This is a genomic window from Muricaecibacterium torontonense, from assembly GCF_004793925.1.
GTDB classification, from domain to species: domain Bacteria; phylum Actinomycetota; class Coriobacteriia; order Coriobacteriales; family Atopobiaceae; genus Leptogranulimonas; species Leptogranulimonas caecicola.
On record NZ_SRYE01000004.1, the window covers coordinates 170,083 to 188,718 of the forward strand.

An 18,636-nucleotide genomic window follows, 5' to 3' on the forward strand; every position below is an offset into this window, starting at 1 on the left:
AGTTAAGCATTTCCTTACGTGAACAGGAGCTTTTTGCGAGTGTGCTGGATGAGAAGCAGATCATATTTGATGCGTGATTAAACTAGGGCCAAATCAGGCGGCTTTCAGGCACAGGAGGCTCTTATGGTGCAGATTCCTTCTCGCACGCTAGGTGTTGGCGCTACTTGTCCTCTTGAAGTCTCTGCAGTGGGCTTAGGCTGCATGGGATTGAGCCATGGTTATGGGCCTGGACCAGACTGGGACGAGTCGGTGGATCTTATCCGCCGCGCCCATGCTATGGGCTACAGCTTTTTGATACTGCCGAGGGCTACGGCAGTGGCCACAACGAGCGCCTGGTAGGCGAAGCGGTGGCACCCTTTAGGTCTGAGGTTGTGGTGGCAACCAAGCTGCATATTCCAGAGACTACGATGGATAGTCGTGTGAAATATGATCTCTATGGCGTGATTCGCGAGCATTTGGAGGCTTCGCTGAAGCGCTTGGAGACAGATTATGTCGATTTGTACTATCAGCATCGGATGAATCACACTATTTCACCCGAGGCGGTAGCTGAAGTCATGGGGCGTTTGACTGATGAAGGCTTGATTCATGGCTGGGGCCAATCGCAGTCGACTCCCGAGGAGATCAAGCTAGCCTATGGAGCCTGTCCGCTTACGGCGGTTCAGAGTGAATACTCCATGATGGAGCGCATGTTTGAGAGTGAAGTGATTCCGCTTTGTGGGCAGCTGGGCATCGGCTTTGTGGCCTTCTCCCCAATGGGCGAAGGGTTCTTATCGGGTAAGTATGCACCCAAAGAGCAATCTGAATACTTGGGTGACGATGTGCGCCGTGGCATCACGCGCTATAACAAAGCAAACATGGAGGCTAATGAGCCGTTGCTGGAGCTGCTGGATCAAGTGGCGGCTAAGAAGGGCGCAACAAAGGCCCAGATTGCCCTGGCATGGATGCTCGACCGCCATGACTTTGTAGTGCCAATCCCTGGAGCACGCAGACTAGACAGGTTGCAAGAAAACCTGGGGGCCGCGGTAGTGAGGTTGAGCGCCAGCGAGCTTGAAGCGCTTGATGATGCGCTGGCAGCCATCGAGATTCATGGCAATCGTACCGACGAGGACATCATGGCACTCTATGCCAATGAGGAGGCTAATCCTACAAGGCTGACTACATAAAGTCGTAGGGGTCCACGTCGATAGCTACAGAAACACCTTTGGTGTTCACTGCCGCACAGGTCTCGGCCAGCAGTGGGCCAAGGGTTGCGGTGGCAGGAGCTTTGATGAGCACGTGGAATCGGTAGCGGTCTTTGACCTTGGCCTTTACGCATTCGGTAGGGCCGAGGATCTGCCAGCCAGCTAGATCTTGCGTGCGTTGGCGTAACTGAGCAGCGATGTCTTGCACCACCTGCTGTACATGACGGCCGTTGGTGCCAGAAACCGTGATGTTTCCTAGGCGGGCGAAGGGCGGATAGCTGGCCTCTTGGCGCTGGGCCAGCTCCCATGAGCGGAACCCATAGCGGTCATGGCTTGCCACCGAGGTAATGGCAGGGTGGGTAGGCCAGTAGGTTTGAACGATCACCTGTCCGGCTTCCTGGCCGCGGCCGGCGCGCCCAGCCACCTGTTCTAATAGGTCGTAGGTGCGCTCGCCGGCGCGGAAGTCGGGAAGCTTCAAAGTAGTGTCGGCATTGATGACGCCCACCAGAGTGACCTCGGGAAAGTCGAGGCCTTTGGCGATCATCTGGGTGCCAATGAGCACGGCGCCCTCTGCTGCGTCGAACTCTTCCAGCAGCGCCTGATGGGCGCCTTTGGTTTTGGTGGTGTCGGCATCCATGCGAATGATGGGGGCGCCGGGCAAAAGCTGCGCAAGCTCGTCTTCCACCCGCTGAGTGCCCACACCATAGGCGGCCAGGTAGCGGCTGCCGCAGGAAGGGCAGTGGGTGTAGGGATTGGGATAGGCGTTGATGGACCAGCTGGACCCGCAGCTGTGGCACACCAGCTCATGAGTGCGCTCATGGTAGGTAAGCGCTGTGGAGCAATGGGGGCACTCGGGTACGCAGCCGCAGTCCTGGCACATGAGGAAGCTGGCGAAGCCTCGGCGGTTGAGCAGCAGCACCGATTTGCGTTTGGCTTGGTAGTTCTCTTTGAGCGCCTTGGCCAGCGTAGGTGAGAAGGGAGAGCCGTCTCCCTTGGAACCTTCTCGGCGCATGTCAACGATGCGCACGCTGGGAAGCTGGGAGGTACCCGGACGTTCTTCCATGGCCACGCGCGTCCAGCGGGTGCCACGCCAGCTGCCTTCTTGGGCACGCTGGATGGCCTCCATAGAGGGAGTGGCGCTGCCCAAAACGAGGGCTGCTCCACGCTCACGGGCCATCTGGGCTGCCACATCGCGGGCTTGGTAACGAGGGGCTTGATCTTGCTTGTAGGAATGCTCGTGTTCCTCGTCCACCACAATGAGACCCAAATTATGGATGGGCGCAAAAAGCGCCGATCGAGCACCTACCGCCACCTGGGCTTCGCCAGTGCGCAGGCGCTCCCACTGATCACGGCGCTCCCCTACCGAGAGTCGGGAGTGCAAGATGGACACTCGGTCGCCAAAGCGGCTGCGGAAGCGGCCTACGGTTTGGGCGGTTAGCGAGATCTCGGGGACCAGCACGATGGCCCCCTGGCCTGCGGCTAAGGTGGACTCGATGGCCTGGAGATAGACCTCGGTTTTGCCGGAGCCTGTGACGCCGTCTACCAGCACCACGTCCCCATTGGCGCTTTGGCGAGCCTCTTCTATGGCTGCGACGGCCTGCATCTGACCTTGGGTAAGCGCTGCAGGTCGTGATGCTTTGGCACTGGAGAGCGTAGTGGTTTCCATACCGCGAGCATAAGTGCGAGTTTCTACAGCCACCACGCCGCGCTTGGCCAGGTTGGTCACCACGCTGGCGGCTCCAGGAATCAGAGCTTTAAGGTCTGCCAAGCGCTGGGGACCCTCTGCCAAGGCAGCCAACACTTCTCTTTGGCGGCTGGCATTTTTGCGCGGGGTGAAATCGTTGCCATCATTGGTCAAACTTACCCAGCGGGCATCAGGGGCGCTCACCTGCTCATTGATGAGCTCCCAAGGACCGCCTTCCTGACTCTTATGCACCTTCACCGTCTGTCCTGGCGGCAGCAGCAGCCGCAGGCAGGCCGAAGGAGGAGCGGCATACTCCTGAGCCATCCAGAGCGCGACCTGGGCCGCCGTCTGATCGAATGCCGGGCTCGCAAGCACGCTCTCGATATCGCGTAGCTTGCCAGGATTGACGCCGGGGCTCACCTGGTCTGACAGGTTTGTGACATAGCCCACCGCTGCACGGCCAGAAAACGTCACCAACACCGTGGAACCCACCTGCACCTGAGACCCCAGCCCTTCTGGGACACGATAGTCATAGGTGCTGGTCAGAGCCCTTGTGGGGATGTCGAGCACTATGGAGGCATACTGGGCCACAAACGTTTCCTCTCACAGGGGATGTCGCAGATCTTATAGATACCAGCTCAATAGCTGAAGTGATACAGGTGGCGGCACGGGTTTCTCGGCATCTTGGAATTCCAGAATAGCCAAGAGCCCTTGGTACGTGACTTGACAGCTTAACCAAAACGACCCCCAAAGCCACCGGAGTGCTTTGGGGGTCTAAAGACTAGCCCATATCTGTGGGCGAGACGTGCAGAATCACGGATTCTAAGGTGCGAGGTGATTAGGCTTCGAGACGGGCGGCCTCAATCTTTGCGACGGCGTCCTTGAGCTGCTCCACCTTGTTGGTGTCTTCCCAGGTGAAGTCTGCGTCTTGGCGGCCAAAGTGACCGTAGGCGGCAGTCTTTTGGAAGATGGGACGGCGCAGCTTGAGGTCGCGAATGATGGCGCCGGGGCGAAGGTCGAAGACCTCTTTGACGGCCTGCTCGATGACGTTGTCGGGCACGACGCCGGTGTGATGGGTGTCCACCAGCACGGAGATGGGGCGAGAGACGCCAATGGCGTAGGCCAGCTCCACCTCGCAGCGGTTGGCAAGGCCGGCGGCCACCACGTTCTTGGCGACCCAACGGGCGGCGTAAGCAGCGGAGCGGTCCACCTTGGTGGCATCCTTGCCGGAGAAGGCGCCGCCGCCGTGACGGCCCATGCCGCCATAGGTATCCACGATGATCTTGCGGCCGGTAAGGCCGGTGTCGCCCATGGGGCCGCCCACCACGAAGCGGCCGGTGGGGTTCACAAAGATCTCTGCGTCCTGCCAGTCGATGTTGTCTTGGGCGAATACCGGCTCGATGACCTGCTCGATCATGTCCTTGCGGATGGTGTCCATGGACTCCACCTCAGGATCGTGCTGGGTGGAGATGACGATGGCGGTCACCGCCACAGGCTTGCCGTCCTCGTATTTGACAGTCACCTGGGTCTTGCCGTCGGGGCGCAGATAGGGCACAGTGCCGTTCTTGCGCACCTCTGCCAGGCGCAGAGCCAGCTTTTGGGCCAGATAGGCAGGCATGGGCATGAGGGCCGGGGTCTCGTCTGTGGCATAGCCAAACATCATGCCCTGGTCGCCGGCGCCCACGCGGTCGATGTCCTCCTCGGCCTCGCCGCGCTGAGCGGCAAAAGACTCGTCGACGCCCATGGCGATGTCGGGGGACTGCTCGTGGATCATGTTGATGACGCCGCAGGTATCTGCATCAAAGCCGTAGCTGGGGTCGTCGTAGCCGATGTTGCGGATCACGTCGCGGGCGATCTTTTGGACGTCCACGTAGGCCTGGGTGCGGATCTCGCCCGCCACAAGCACGGTACCGGTGGTCACAAAGGTCTCGCAGGCGCAACGCACATCATCCACGTTTGCCGGCTTGCCCGAAGGAGACACATAGCCCTTGTTTTGAAGATCGGTCTCTTTGGCAAGAATGGCGTCGAGGATGGCATCCGACACCTGGTCGCAAATCTTGTCAGGATGGCCCTCTGTAACGCTCTCAGAGGTGAAATAGGTGACATTGCTCGCCATTGCTACTCCTTCTGCAGCTTAAAGACTTAGGCTGCGCTCCTGTACCAGCCGGCCTAGGACGACCGACTGCGGGGACGCAAAAAATAAGGTCCCCCCGTTACTACCCAGGGGACCTTCAAATAATCAGCGAATTCCCCCGTCTTCCAAATGCTTCGAGCATTTGCCGAGATGTGGCACCCTACCTCGCTTTTGAGGCGGGTTGCCGGAGCTTCCTAGGGCTCGGTCCCTCTGCTCTGTGCACGGCGCAGACGCGTCGTACCTCTTGACGGCATAGGGGACTCTACCCCAACAAGACTTGTAAGGTGTCGCGCGTTCTTTCTGATACACAAGGTTTTAGAAAATGGGGACAAGAAGTAGAGACTGCGGCACTCCTGTTATGCGCCTCGTTCTTACGGGGGCATATTAGGCATTAACCAGTTCATTGTTGTGAACGTTTTTGGAGTACCATGTCGTGCCGGCTCAAAGGACGCTCTCCCCTATGGGGTGATCGCCTTCCTAAAACGCCGGGTTCTTAACTCACGAGTCCAAGGAGCGCTGTTGCATACCGTCTTTGCCATCTTCAAGCGGGATCTGCTTCGCATTCTTAAAAACCCCGTGGCCATTGTGATCACCATTGGCGTCGCCATCATTCCCGCCGCCTATGCCTGGTTAAACATCTTGGCCAACTGGGATCCCTATGCCAATACTTCCACTATGCCTGTGGCGGTGGCCAATCAAGATGCTGGGGCATCTGTAGACTTTGCCGACAAGGGCGCCACCGCCATCAATGTGGGCGCCCAGGTGGAAGCCCAGCTCAAGGACAACCACAAGTTGGGCTGGACCTTCGTAGACGCCGATGAGGCTAAAGCGGGTGTGGAATCCGGCCGCTACTATGCCGCTCTCGTCATTCCGGAGGACTTCTCAAAAGACCTCGCCTCAGTGCTTACCGGAAACATCACCAGACCTGAGCTGGAGTACTACGTAAACGAGAAGCTCAGCGCCGTGGCCCCCAAAGTCACCGACTCCGGGGCCTCCACAGTAGAGAGCTCCATCGACGATTCGTTTGTTGAGACAGTGACCACCGCCGTGGTGGAGGCAGCCAAGACCGAGGGACTCACTCTAGAGAACCGCACTTCCTCAGGCACCGACGCCACCCGCCAAAAAGTGTTGGATGCCCGCGATCAGATTGCCTCCATCTCGCAGCTGCTCAAAGATACCCAAAGCTCCTGCCAAACGGCCAAAGACACCATTGTGGAGGCCAAAGCCACCACCTCCCAACTCAAAACGTCAGGCGAGAATGCCCATGCCAATCTAGAGCACGCCCTAGGCTCGTTGGAGACCACGCGCACCAAGACCAACGCGCTTGCCCAAAAGCTCGACAGCTCTCTAGTGAATGGCGCCACCACCATCTCTGGCATCTCTTCTGAGGCCGCCTCGAACACGGCTGCCATACACGGCACGCTAAGCTCTGCCAACGGCACGCTAAGCTCGGTGGCCACCCGGTTGCAATCCACCAAGGACTCGCTGAGCGCCGCAAAGACCTCGCTGGACAATGCCGTCGCCGCCCTGCCAGACACCGGATCCATCGCAGATCTCAAGAGTCGCCTTAAAGCCGAGTCCCAGCGCCTAGGCCAGCAACTTAGCGCCCAACAGGCCCTGCTGGACAAGGTGAAGACCGCGCTGGATGCAGCCCAAACCTCCACCAATGAGACCAACGACGCAGCTCAATCCATCAACAATGAGGTGCAATCGACTGCCAACAACCTGTTGTCCACGCGCCAGGCACTGGCAGATGAGGCTCTCCCCCATCTTACAAGCGCCTTGGACTCGTTCTCCTCGGCAGGCAATGGATTGGCTGGCACCCTAGGCAGCCTGGACAGCCTTTTGGACCAAGCTCAGGTGTCTCTCGACTCCTTGGCCTCCACCTTGGATCAGGCGTCCACGGCACTAGGAAGCACCCAGACCTCTTTGGACAATGCCTTAGAATCGTTGGACAACCTGGCCACCGATCTTTCTGCCATCGACAGCTCCCAGGTAATGGAAGCTTTGAGAACCTATACAGGGGCCAATACAGATCAGATTTCATCATTTATGTCATCTCCTGTGACCATCGATGAGAAGACGGTCTATCCGGTAGCCAACTACGGCACTGGCGTCACTCCCTTCTACACAGACGTGGCCCTGTTTGTAGGTGGCTTCGTGCTGGTATCCATCTACAAGCTTGAAGTGGACCGCGAACAGGTAGGCGATTTCAAGCCATGGCAGGCCTACTTTGGAAGGTGGATGCTCCTTAACCTGGTGGGCATCCTGCAAGCGCTTATTACGTGCATAGGCGACATCGCGCTTGGCATCCAATGCGTCCATCCGGTCGCCTTCGTCTTTGCGGGACTGGTGGAGTCCTTTGTCTATGTCAATATGATCTACGCGCTGGCCGTGGCCTTAAAGCATGTGGGCAAAGCCCTTGCAGTGGTTATTCTGATCCTGCAAATCCCGGGGTCCTCCGGCCTCTACCCCATTCAGATGCAGCCGGGCTTCTTTCAGGCCCTCTACCCCTGGTTGCCCTTCACCTACGGCAACAACGCCATGCGCGAGGCCATCGCCGGCTTTTATGGCAGCTATTACGTCGAGAGCCTTTGCATCCTGCTGCTCTACGTGATCCCCTCGCTCATCATTGGCGTGGCGTTGCGGCGCCATTTGCTCAACATCAACCGCCTCTTTGACGCCAAGCTCCGCGAGACAGACCTTATGGCCTGCGAGGAGACCGAGCCTCCACAGGCCAACTTCCGACTCACCACCCTGCTCAAGGCAGCGCTGGATTCTGCCGCCTACCGCCAGGTGTTCGAGATGCGCATGGCCTGGTTTAACACGCACTACGAAACCATGGTGCGCTGGGGCTTCCGCGCCCTGCTGCTCTGCTCCACCGTGCTGCTCATTCCTCTGTTCATAGCCACACAGGAGATCAAGTTTGCAGTGCTCATCCTCTGGATCGTCTCCATTTTGCTGCTCATCCTCTATCTGGTGACCATCGAATACATCCACGACATGGCTGCCCAAAAAATGGGGCTTTCCGAGCTCTCCCAATCCCAGATCATGGCCATGGTAAGCGACCGGCTCAATCATGAGGTGGCCCCTTTCGCCCCCTTCTCGGCCATGCGCAAGTTGGATGAGAGCCACGACAAGGCCAAAGAGCGCCTGGAATCACTTATCAATCATAAAACCGATGAGGCGGCAGGGCCCGCGCCCGAAGAGAGACCCAAGTCAAAGGATCGAGACGCGAAGGGAGGCGATGAGTAGTGCGCAAGATTTGGCAACTGTTTAAGATGGATCTGCATCGAAGCACTATGAACGTCATCGCCGGCATCGTGTGCCTAGGCTTGGTCATAGTCCCTTCCCTCTATGCATGGTTCAACATCGCCGGAAGCTGGGACCCTTACTCCAACACCAAAAACCTCAAAGTGGCTGTAGCCAACACCGACGAAGGCTATACCAGCGACCTGATGCCCCTCTCCATCAATGTGGGCGACAAGGTGACCTCGGCGTTGCGGGAAAACGATCAAATTGGCTGGCTCATCACCAGCGAACAGGACGCGCTGGAAGGCGTGCGCTCCGGCCAGTATTATGCAGCAGTGATCATCCCACCCAACTTCTCCAGAGACCTGCTTGGCATGCTCTCGGCAGACCCCCACACCTCTGCCTTGGACTTCTACGTGAACGAGAAGGAAAACGCCATCGCCAATGTGGTGACCTCCAAGGCCTCTTCTGCGCTCAAGAATCAAATTGACACCACCTTTGCCCAGACGGTGAGCTCGGTGGGCTCCTCAGTGCTGGGCGATTTGGGATCCTACTTGGGCTCCGACGAGATGACCCAGCTGGCCAACCGCATCGTTGCCTCGCTGGACCACACCCAGCAGACCCTCACCAGCACTGCCGCCAACGTGAAGAGCTACGGAGCCTTGGTATCCTCCGCCAAATCCCTGGTAGAAGGCTCAGCCGGCTTAGTAGGTACCGAGAAAAACTCCACCTCTGATTTGCAAGACGCCTTGAACGGCGCCTCCAGCGGCGTGGGAAGCCTCAAAGATGCGCTTGGTTCTGCTTCGAGCACCGTCTCTGACGCACTCACCTCTGGAAGCGACTCGCTGGATTCCATCAAGGACTCCATCGACAGCGTCTTTGACAAAGCGGGCTCTTCTACCACTCAGGTTGCCAACGACTTAGAGTCGATTGCGGGCACCTTGAACGGGAGGAAAGAGGCAGTGGACGCCCTGTTGGGAGGGTTTACCGCTCAGCGCGACCAGCTCCAAGAGCTCCGCGATCGCCTGGAAGACGAATACAACCAAGACAACCAGCTCACTGCAGCCGAGCGGGCAGTGCTACGCAGCCTGGACCGGGCCTTGGAAGCCAGCGAGCGTGCGCTGGCGTCCTTATCGGCAGCCTCTCAAAGCCTGGAAGAGCTGGGCGCAGAGATCTCTCAAATGGCCCAGGAGCTCAAAGACGGCACCACCAGCGCCGCCGACGCCAAGGCAAAACTGGAGGGGCTCGTGGAAGGCTCCAAAACCAGCCTGGACAGCGCCAAGGGCACCTTCAATGACGACGTGGCGCCGTCGCTGACCTCGCTCTCTGAGGCCATCACCCAGAGCGCCGACGACGCAGGAGCCCTCAAAGGCGGCTTGGACTCCACTTTGCAAGCCTTGGCGGTCACTGGCGATTCTGCCGCCCAGGACCTGGAGTCCATCCAGGAAGCGTTGGATAAGGTGTCCGGCGATTTGAATGGAGCTTCCGAGGACGTCTCTACCTTGAAAGAACGGCTGGCGGCTGCAGTAGCCTCCCAGGACGTAGAGTCGATTCGCGCCATCCTGGCAGAAGACCCCCAGGAGCTGTCGCAGTTCTTATCGGCACCGGTGGATCTCAAACGCGTGGCGGTCTTTCCTGTGGCCAATAATGGCAGCGCCATGGCGCCCATGTACAACTCGCTGGCCCTTTGGGTGGGCGCCATCATTTTGGTGGTCATGCTCAAAGTGGAGCCCAGCAAGAAGGAGGAGGCTCAGCTGGGAGGGCTCACGCTCACCCAGGCCTATTTGGGGCGCTTGGGCATTTTCTTGGTGCTGGCCACTCTTCAGGCTGCGCTGCTTTGCGCAGGCGACCTCTTTTACCTGCAGATCCAATGCGAACACGTGGGTCTGATGTTTCTCACCTGCATCTTGGTGTCGTTGGTATTCACCAACATCACCTATGCGCTCACCGTATCCTTTGGCGACGTGGGCAAAGCGCTGGCGGTAATCCTTATGGTGATCCAGATCGCCGGAGCCGGCGGGTCGTTTCCTGTGCAGATGCTTCCTGCACCCTTCCAGGCGGTCTATCCGTTCTTGCCCTTCGTGCAGTCCATGCAGCTTATGCGCGGATGCATAGGCGGCATCTACGGCAACGACTTTGTGGTTCATCTGCTGGGGCTTTTAGGCTTTTTGGCGCCGGCGCTCATCTTGGGCCTGGTGCTCCGTCGCCCCTTGGTGCGCCTCAACCATTGGATCGAGCACCAGTTGGCATCCACCAAGGTGATGTAGCCTGAGATGGCGAAGGTGCCGGTGGGGTCGAAGGGTTTCTTGGCAGCGTTTGCCATCTTGCAGACGGACAAGCTGTGAGGTCTTAAGGGTAGCCCCTCTTGCGGTGTACCATGAAACGGCAGCTAGGCCCTAGGATGCACATCTTGGGGATTGGTCGGTTACACGAGCGGCTGAGTTTTGGCCTGTGAGGAGTTGTTTTGAGCGATACATCCGTGCGCGTGCGTTTTGCGCCGTCCCCTACCGGCAAGCTTCATGTAGGCGGCGCCCGTACTGCCATTTATAACTGGGCGTTTGCCAGGGCTCACGGCGGCACCTTTATCCTGCGTATCGACGACACTGATCCCACACGCTCTACCAGCGAGAACGAGGGCATCATCTTGCGCGCCATGCGCTGGCTGGGCTTGGACTGGGACGAGGGTCCTCAGGTGGGCGGCCCCTGCGCTCCCTACAAACAGACTGAGCGCCTGGATATCTATCGCAAGGCCGCCCAAAAGCTGTTGGATGAGGGCAAAGCCTACCCTTGCTTTTGTACGCCGGATCAGCTGGAAGCAGACCGCAAGGCAGCCCAAGCGCGCAAGGATCCCTTCCAGGGCTACCAACGCAGGTGCCGGAATATCGATCCCACTGAGGCTCGCGCTCGTATGGAGTCTGGAGAGCCCTACGTGCTGCGCATCAAGGTGCCCGAGGATCGCGGCGACGTGGTGGTGCACGACGCTGTCCATGGGGATGTGACCTTTAACGCCCGCGAGCTGGACGACTTTGTCATCGTGCGCAGCGATGGCACCCCCACCTACAACTTCACCACCGTGGTGGACGATGCGCTCATGGGCATCACCCATGTAATCCGCGGCGACGACCACCTGTCGAACACCCCGCGCCAGGTGATGGTCTATGAGGCGCTGGGCTATCCGGTGCCCGAGTTCGCCCACATCTCCATGATTTTGGGGGCAGACGGCAAGAAGCTCTCCAAGCGCCACGGAGCCACCTCGGTGGAAGAGTATCGCGATGCCGGCTACGATTCTGAGGCTCTCGTCAATTACCTTGCGCTTTTGGGCTGGTCGCTGGACGGCGACACCACCATCGTGCCTCGAGAGGTGCTGGCCCGCGAGTTCTCGTTGGACCACGTCTCCAAAAACCCGGCCACCTTTGACCCGGCCAAGCTGGATTGGATCAACAGCCACTACCTCATGGCCAAAGACGACATGGACTTTGCCCGCGACGTCATCGAGCCCCAGCTGGTAGCTGCAGGCTTGGAGCAGCCGGGCTGCGTGGACGCGCGTCCTGAGTGGTTTGGCCTTTTGGCCTCGGTGCTCAAGCCCCGCACCAAGAAGGCACCCGAGGTGGTGGACCTGGCCCGCTTCCTCTATGCCGGCAATACTCCTAAGATCGACCCCAAGGCCTTGAAGAAGGGGCTTTTGGCCGACGGCTGCCAGCAGTCTCTGGAGCTGGCCCGCGCCGCCCTGGAGCCTTTGGACGACTTTGACGCCGGCACCATCGACAATGCCCTGGCTGCCGCCCAGGAGGCCACCGACCTTAAGAAGCGCACCTTCTTTGGAGCCGTGCGCGCCGCCGCCACCGGCTCTCTGGTCTCCCCGCCTTTGGGCGAGACTCTGGAGCTTTTGGGCAAAGCCTCAGTGCTGGCACGCATCGACGCCGCTCTGGCCCGCATCGCCCAGGAAAGCTCCGAGGCCTAGAGGCCACGGGGTTCTCGGCATCCGTAGAGCCTAAGGGGCGATGCGACCAGCCCGATATGCCCTGTTGCTTGAGCCTTGCGCTCTCATACTCACGTCTTTGTGCGGCCGTCGCCTGGCAAGGTGGCGGCCCACCCATTAGGAGCAACTATGCTGCCCAGCGCCTTTGAGATTTTGGGGCCCATCATGGTGGGCCCGTCCAGCTCGCATACCGCCGGCGCCTTGCGCCTGGCGCGCGTGGCCCGAGAACTCGCGTCGGCGCCCGTGGTGGCCGTGGACTTCACCCTCTACAACTCCTTTGCCCGCACCTACCTGGGCCACGGCACCAACCGGGCCTTGGTGGCCGGCATGCTGGGCTTGGACACCGACGACGAACGCATCCGCGACTCTTTCGAGCTGGCTCAAGAAGCCGGCCTTGAGGTGCACTTCACCATCGCCGACGAGGACGTCTCGCTGCATCCCAACACTGTCTCCATTGCTATGACCTTGGCAGACGGCACCGCCCTCACCGTGCGCGGCGAGTCTGTGGGAGGCGGGCGGGTGCGCATTTCCTCCGTGGACAATGTGGCTGTCTCCATTGGAGGCGAATACCCTACACTGCTCATCCATCACCGCGACAAGCCGGGAGTGCTGGCCAAGATCTGCGGCGCCCTATCCGAGGACTTTATCAATATTGCTACCATACGCACCTTTAGGAACGAGCGCGGAGGCGACGCCTACACCATTGTGGAGCTGGATGAGGCCTTAGACCACATCATGGTGGAGACTATTCGCGAACGCGCCGGGGCGTCCTTTGCCACTTCCATCACCATCCCCGGTGCGCTGCCCTTGAACGAGAAGGGCGCCATTCAATCAGATTTTTCCTGCGGCGCCGATCTTTTGGCCCTATGCGCCGCCGAGCCCTGCTCCATAGGAGCTGCCATGAGACGCCGCGAGGGATCGCTGCTGGGATCTCTTGAGACTGCCGATAAGGCCATGGATCGCGTGATGGATGCCATGAAGGCCGAGGTAGCCTCTACCATCAAGGAGCCTCAGCGCTCTTTGGGCGGCTTCTTGCACGGACAGGCCAAGGACGTCTTTAGCCATCGCCGGCAGCTGGCAGAGCCTCTTTTGGGGCTCACCCTCTCCAACGCCTGCGCCTATGCCATGGCGGTATTGGAGCGCTCCGCCGCTATGGGCGTCATTGTGGCTGCGCCCACCGCCGGCTCTGCTGGCGTGGTGCCAGGTGCCCTCATTGCCTGCGCCGACGCCCTGGGGTCTTTCGACCGTCTGCCCAGCGCCCTGTGGTGCGCCTCCGCGGTGGGCGCCATCGTCACTGCCAATGGCAGCGTCTCCGGCGCCGAGGGTGGCTGCCAGGCCGAGGTGGGCACAGCATCTGCCATGGCCGCTGCAGGCCTTTGCCAAATGCTTTATGGAAGCCCCGAAGCGTGCCTTAACGCCGCCGCCATTGCTCTTGGAAACCTGTTGGGCCTGGTATGCGACCCTGTGCAAGGGTTGGTGGAGTTCCCCTGCCAAAACCGCAACGCCATTGGCGTTGCCAATGCCATGACCGCAGCCCAGCTTTCGCTCTCCGGCGTGGTGAGTCCGGTTCCCTTCGACGAGGCAGTTGCAGCCATGGTCATGGTGGGAAACTCGCTGCCCGTGAGCCTGCGCGAGACCGCTCAAGGCGGCCTGGCCGTCTGCCCCTCAGTCTGCGCCGATTGCGGCGCCTGCGACTGATCTCTTGAATAAGCTGCGTATCACTGACCCCCTTTGAGGAGTCCGAGCGAATAAAGGGGAATAGACCTTTCGTCATGCCTGAACGAAAGGACATCCTCATCTATGGCCTCGATCCCTTCACGTTCAACCTCCAACGCGGCACCTGCGGCACAAGCGCCTGATGCAAGCGCAATCTCTTCTCGGCAGGAACCCAAGGAGGCGGATGCCGCCAATAAGCCCCCGCTGAACGCCTTCGATACCATCGACTATTCCACCAAAGGCGAGGCTCTAGAGGCGTTAGGCGAGCTCACTGGCGGCAAAGACGCCGCAGATTCCAAGGCACGCGCCCGCTCCAACACGCGCAAGGCCGTCATTGGCGGCCTGTTCATGGCAGCGGTGCTGATAGTGAGCCTGGCGTATATCGAAGCGTCGGGACAGGGCCAATCCTTTAGGGAGGCGCTGGACCAGGCAAAGCTGGTGTGGATGCTGGCCATGGTAGGAGTCATGGGCCTCTACTTGCTCTTTGGCACCCTGGCGTTTGTGCTGGAAACCCTTATCGCGCGCAAGGCGCCTGTGGGCTTTTTGGACCTGGTGTCGGTGGAGGCAGCCGGCACCTTCTTTGGCAACCTCACGCCAATGATGGCCGGCTCGGTGCCCGGGCAGATCTGGCGCCTGCTGGAGGCAGGACTGGATTTTGGCTCGGCCACCGCAGTGCAGATCAACCGTTTTTTGCTATTCCAAGCAGCGGAGATCCTTCTCGCAGGCGGTCTTTTGCTGTGCAACTGGCCCTACTTCTTCAGCCACTACGGGGCCGTGGTGTGGATCAACGTGGCCATCTTTGGATTCAAGCTCATCCAGGCCATGGCACTGCTTGTGATGTGCCTGCGTCCTCAATGGGTGGCCAGACTGGGCGAGCGACTGTGTGGATGGATAAAAAGGCGCGACCTGTTTGGGATGGGGATCAAAGCCGATGGCTGGTCGAAGGCCATCTCTAACCAGGTGACTCAGTTCTCCACCACCTTTAAGGCTGCAGTGAGGCACAAGTGGGTCATGCTGGGTATGCTTGTGGTGTCCATCCTGCAACAGTTCTGCATCTTTTGCTCCCCTTGGTTTGTGCTGCAGGCCTTGAACATTCAGGTGGACTTTTGGCTGGTGGTCTGCGCAGGGTCCATGGTGCAGCTCTTGGCCAGCGCCATTCCTTTGCCCGGTGGCACCGGCGGCATCGAAGCCTCCTTCGCCACCTTTTTTGCCCCTTGGATGGGATCGACGGCCGCTGCCGGCTATATCCTGTGGCGCTTGGTGACCTACTACCTCTACACCGCCCTTTGCGGAGCCGCCACGCTCGTGCGCACGCCTGACAGCGCCCCTACCCTGCGCCAGCGCCTGCGCAGGCTTGTGAAGCGGCTCGATGATTAACTATTAAGTAGAGAGCCTGCACACGAAGGCCTTCGTGGCCCTGGGACGACACATCGTTCGAGGGCCACGAGCATGCTCATAGACAGATGGGTTCGCTGGATAGGCGCCGCCATGTGTGCCGATGTGTCGCCATGCATGCCAGCGTAGGCGTAGCGGCCTATAAGCCCTCGCACTGCAAGCTATTTCTTGCGAGAGACGAACACCTGGGCGCGCCTGCCCTTGCGCGTGCGAAAATGCTGCCAGCGCTGATAAATTGACTTGTTATGCGACGAACTCAACGCCATAAGCGGGAAGGCAGCCAGCGTAGGGATGAAGAACGTGATGAGGCGCCATACGATGAAGCCCGCAGTAGCGGCAGCGCCAAAAATGGGGCCAAAGAACAGCGCGAAGCCGGCCTCGTTGCCACCGGTGCCACCGGGAAGCGGCACAGAATTGCCAATCATCTGCACCATGGAAGCTGCGGCGAGACAGGTGACAAAATCTGCGTCGCCGCCAAACGCGCGGAGCACAAACCAGGGCACCGCGTAAAAGCAGAGCATCTGGCCCAAGGTCACCAGAAGCGTAAGGGCCAGCGAGCCCATGTGCCTGAAGGAGTCGCGGAAGGTGCCGCCAAAGGAACGCACCTGGTTGTTGAGCACGTCGGAGTAGCGCTTTACGCGCTCTGCACTAAACCACCCGTGGCGGCTGGCAAACCTTAGGCCCCAGTTGCCCACACGGGTCACAAAGCGCGGGAACAGGCAGACCACCAGCAGGCCTGCGGCCTGGAGCGTCTGAATGATAAACACCACAATATTCAAGAAGACGATGTCTCCATAGGTGTGCAAGAAGAAGTCGAAGCGCAGCAGCAACAGTGTTGCAGCTACTACTACCTCGCCAGCCTGGTAGATCACAAAACGCGTGAGCTGTGTGGCAGAAGCCGCCCCCACATCCAAGCCCGCCTGGGTGAGCCTATAGATCTGCGCCGGCATGGTACCCGTGCTCATGGGCGTGAGATTGCCAAAGAGCACGCCGTTTGCCTCCACCGACATGCAGTCGCGCACGCCCAAAGGACTCGTAGGATCGATATAGGCAGCCAGCACGAACGCCAGGGCGCCAAAGACGAAGTTGAAGCTCATGACCAGCATGCCAGCTACAAACCAGCCTGCATCGGCCCCGTTGAGCGCACCCACGAACTCGTCGAACTGGCCACTCATGAAGATCCAAAGCGCGTAGGCAGCCAGCACGCCCACCATAAACAGCGCGCCTTTGCGCGCCTTCTTTTGGTCCTGGCTCTCCTCTTGCCCCACGCGGGTCTTTGGCCCGGCTGTCTTCTTGGACACCGACGCCTTGGTCCTTGAACCCGCCACCACCTGAGGTGCGGGCTTCTGGGCACCCGAGGCCTTGCGAGCCCCAGCTGCTGCCGCATAGGCATTGGTAGAGGAAGCTTTTTGCGACCTGTGATGCCTGGCTCCCGCAACCCCTATCTTGAGGTTGGCTGGTTTTTTTCGCTGCCGAGAAACCCCTGCATCGGCAGTTGGCTGCTCAGGGGTGGATGGGACAGGGTAAGAGGAAGGAGCCGTAGAGCCGGGCTCTGGAGGAACCTGAGCGGCAGGCTCCTTGGAGGAGGGTGTACCCTCTGATGTTGGGATGTCAAAGAAGCCTAGGGCGTCTTCCAGCGGTTGCTCCAACAGCTCCAGAGCCTCAAGAGAGGGGCCTTCAGGAGTGTTGGAGGAGTCAGTAGAGGGCTGTAGATTGGAAGCAGCGGAGCTCGCCTCATCCAAAGGAGGGTGACTCGACCTATTCTCTTGCTCTTCCATAGCCCTCCCTTCTGCAACCCGCGCCACCCAATACCAAGCTGTTATAGGATTATGGCCATCTTGGCTCCAAGGCCTAGGGGCAACTGCTAAGACCCCACGACAAAACCGTGACGGTTGTGCAGGTGCCTTCACAACCTGCACCAAATTGCCTTATTGGACCAATTTAGGCTTGCACGAGCGTGCCCCATGACGTAAAGTAACTACTCGCGCCGAGCAATCGGCCCCAAAAGCTTGAGCCATCGTCTAACGGTAGGACAGCGGATTCTGGTTCCGTCAATGGGAGTTCGATTCTCTCTGGCTCAGCCATTCTTGGGTTATGGCCCGTTCGTCTAGCGGTTCAGGACGCCGCCCTCTCAAGGCGGAGATCACCAGTTCGAATCTGGTACGGGCTACCATAAGTTGCAAGCCGGGACTCCTTGAAGTTCCGGCTTTTCTTTTACATCTGCCATTGGGGTCGAAGTTGTTGTGTACGTCCAATTTGCCTGTGGCGGGGGCCCATAAAGCGAAACGCTGTGCATGAGGCTGGATCACAGGACCTACCAACGCGCGTTGTGCCCTTTAGGCTGCAGCATCTCTATACGCGTGAGAGAAATCTCTAGGCAGAAAGAATCTCAAACATGCCTTTTTCCAGTGGCTCAGCGCCCTGCTGCAGCATCTTTACCAGCCGCACGATGGTGCCATGGCCCACAGGCTTTTTCTTGATCTCAACGTCGTCGCATAGAAGGCGCATGATCTTGATGCCGCGACCATGCTCCAGAGTCACCACGGGGTCGACATCCGGGGCGATCTCGAACCCAGGCCCGCTGTCCACCGCCTCCATCACCAAACGGTCAGGATAGAGGGCGCAGGTAAGATAGCCGATGCCCGAATCTGTATGAAGCACGCAGTTGCCCATAGCCTCGCCGGCAGCCAAGATGATGTCATAGAGCTCGCTGCTGGACAGAGGTAGCACCTCCAAAAACTCGCGCAAGCGCTCTCGCGCATCTTGGAGGGTATCTGGCTCGATGCGAACCGTAAGACGCTTTGACGGCTTGGAACCCACCGGCAATGCGGGCACCGCAGCCTTTGACGACTGTTTCGCCAAACAAGGAATGAAGGGGACCAGGCATCCTACGCTCAAAATATGGTTTACCATCTCTGAGACGTTCACCAAGGTCAACAGGCCACCCATAGCGCGCATCTTGCGAGAGAGCGACAGGATGAGCGCAATGCCTGCCGAATCGATATAGCCAACTTTGTCCATATCCAAGATGATGCGATGGCAGCCGCCGTTCATAAGCTCTTCGATATGGTCTTTAAGCTCTGGAGCCGTCCTCACACTGATATCAGAACGAACGGGAACCATCATGCAGTCTGAGACGATAAGCATGCTCTCCCCTTTCGTAGCTGTGCCAGACGCGAGATGTCTCTACACAGGCATCCCCAATTTTAGGGAGAGAATTCAGTAGGCCACTGTTAACCTATTAATCCATTAACCTGCGTTTATATATAATTCCAGCGGTGAATATATGTCCAAA

Annotated in this window: 11 protein-coding genes and 2 tRNA genes; 9 read left to right on the plus strand and 4 right to left on the minus strand. The window is 59.2% G+C overall.

What is annotated here, in order from left to right; translation table 11 throughout:
• Nucleotides 1-123 precede the first annotated feature (123 nt).
• On the plus strand, nt 124-339 hold the full coding sequence (locus E5334_RS08830; RefSeq protein WP_275438978.1) for a hypothetical protein: 216 nt from the start codon (nt 124-126) through the stop codon (nt 337-339).
• Nucleotides 333-1,163, plus strand: a complete 831-nt coding sequence (locus E5334_RS07170) for an aldo/keto reductase (protein WP_275438986.1) — start codon at nt 333-335, stop codon at nt 1,161-1,163. The genes E5334_RS08830 and E5334_RS07170 overlap by 7 nt, the downstream gene beginning before the upstream one ends.
• Here E5334_RS07170 and priA read toward each other — a convergent pair.
• Both priA and metK read right to left on the minus strand, forming a co-directional pair.
• Nucleotides 1,156-3,456 carry a replication restart helicase PriA gene (gene priA / locus E5334_RS07175; RefSeq protein ID WP_136012912.1) on the minus strand — a complete coding sequence of 767 codons (2,301 nt, stop codon included), beginning with the start codon at nt 3,454-3,456 and terminating at the stop codon, nt 1,156-1,158. The genes E5334_RS07170 and priA overlap by 8 nt on opposite strands.
• A gap of 247 nt (nt 3,457-3,703) precedes the next feature.
• Nucleotides 3,704-4,981: a methionine adenosyltransferase gene (metK, locus tag E5334_RS07180; RefSeq protein ID WP_136012913.1), complete on the minus strand. Its 1,278-nt coding sequence runs from the start codon at nt 4,979-4,981 to the stop codon at nt 3,704-3,706.
• 537 nt (nt 4,982-5,518) lie between these two features.
• On the opposite strand from metK, the gene E5334_RS07185 reads away from it, so the two are divergent.
• From E5334_RS07185 to E5334_RS07205, 5 genes are all read left to right on the plus strand, one after another.
• Nucleotides 5,519-8,254 carry a YhgE/Pip domain-containing protein gene (locus E5334_RS07185; protein ID WP_167604343.1) on the plus strand — a complete coding sequence of 912 codons (2,736 nt, stop codon included), beginning with the start codon at nt 5,519-5,521 and terminating at the stop codon, nt 8,252-8,254.
• Complete coding sequence (locus tag E5334_RS07190; RefSeq protein ID WP_136012915.1) at nt 8,254-10,518, plus strand: YhgE/Pip domain-containing protein; 2,265 nt, start codon at nt 8,254-8,256, stop codon at nt 10,516-10,518. The genes E5334_RS07185 and E5334_RS07190 overlap by 1 nt, the downstream gene beginning before the upstream one ends.
• 197 nt (nt 10,519-10,715) lie before the next feature.
• A complete protein-coding gene (gene gltX / locus E5334_RS07195; protein ID WP_136012916.1) occupies nt 10,716-12,212 on the plus strand; it encodes a glutamate--tRNA ligase in 1,497 nt (498 codons plus the stop codon).
• 147 nt (nt 12,213-12,359) lie between these two features.
• Nucleotides 12,360-13,928, plus strand: a complete 1,569-nt coding sequence (sdaAB, locus tag E5334_RS07200; protein ID WP_136012917.1) for an L-serine ammonia-lyase, iron-sulfur-dependent subunit beta — start codon at nt 12,360-12,362, stop codon at nt 13,926-13,928.
• 102 nt (nt 13,929-14,030) lie between these two features.
• Nucleotides 14,031-15,323 carry a lysylphosphatidylglycerol synthase transmembrane domain-containing protein gene (locus E5334_RS07205; RefSeq protein WP_136012918.1) on the plus strand — a complete coding sequence of 431 codons (1,293 nt, stop codon included), beginning with the start codon at nt 14,031-14,033 and terminating at the stop codon, nt 15,321-15,323.
• A gap of 179 nt (nt 15,324-15,502) precedes the next feature.
• On the opposite strand, the gene E5334_RS07210 is transcribed toward E5334_RS07205, so the two are convergent.
• Nucleotides 15,503-17,119 (minus strand): lysylphosphatidylglycerol synthase transmembrane domain-containing protein, encoded by a 1,617-nt coding sequence (locus E5334_RS07210; RefSeq protein ID WP_136012919.1) that lies wholly within the window; start codon nt 17,117-17,119, stop codon nt 15,503-15,505.
• 232 nt (nt 17,120-17,351) lie between these two features.
• Between E5334_RS07210 and E5334_RS07215 the strand changes: the two genes are divergently transcribed.
• Nucleotides 17,352-17,425, plus strand: a tRNA-Gln gene (locus tag E5334_RS07215).
• 12 nt (nt 17,426-17,437) lie between these two features.
• Nucleotides 17,438-17,514 (plus strand) — tRNA-Glu (locus E5334_RS07220).
• 200 nt (nt 17,515-17,714) lie between these two features.
• Here E5334_RS07220 and E5334_RS07225 read toward each other — a convergent pair.
• The gene (locus tag E5334_RS07225) at nt 17,715-18,488 is read right to left on the minus strand and encodes an anti-sigma factor antagonist (protein WP_136012920.1); all 774 of its coding nucleotides are present in this window, start codon (nt 18,486-18,488) and stop codon (nt 17,715-17,717) included.
• Between the last annotated feature and the right edge of the window lie 148 nt (nt 18,489-18,636).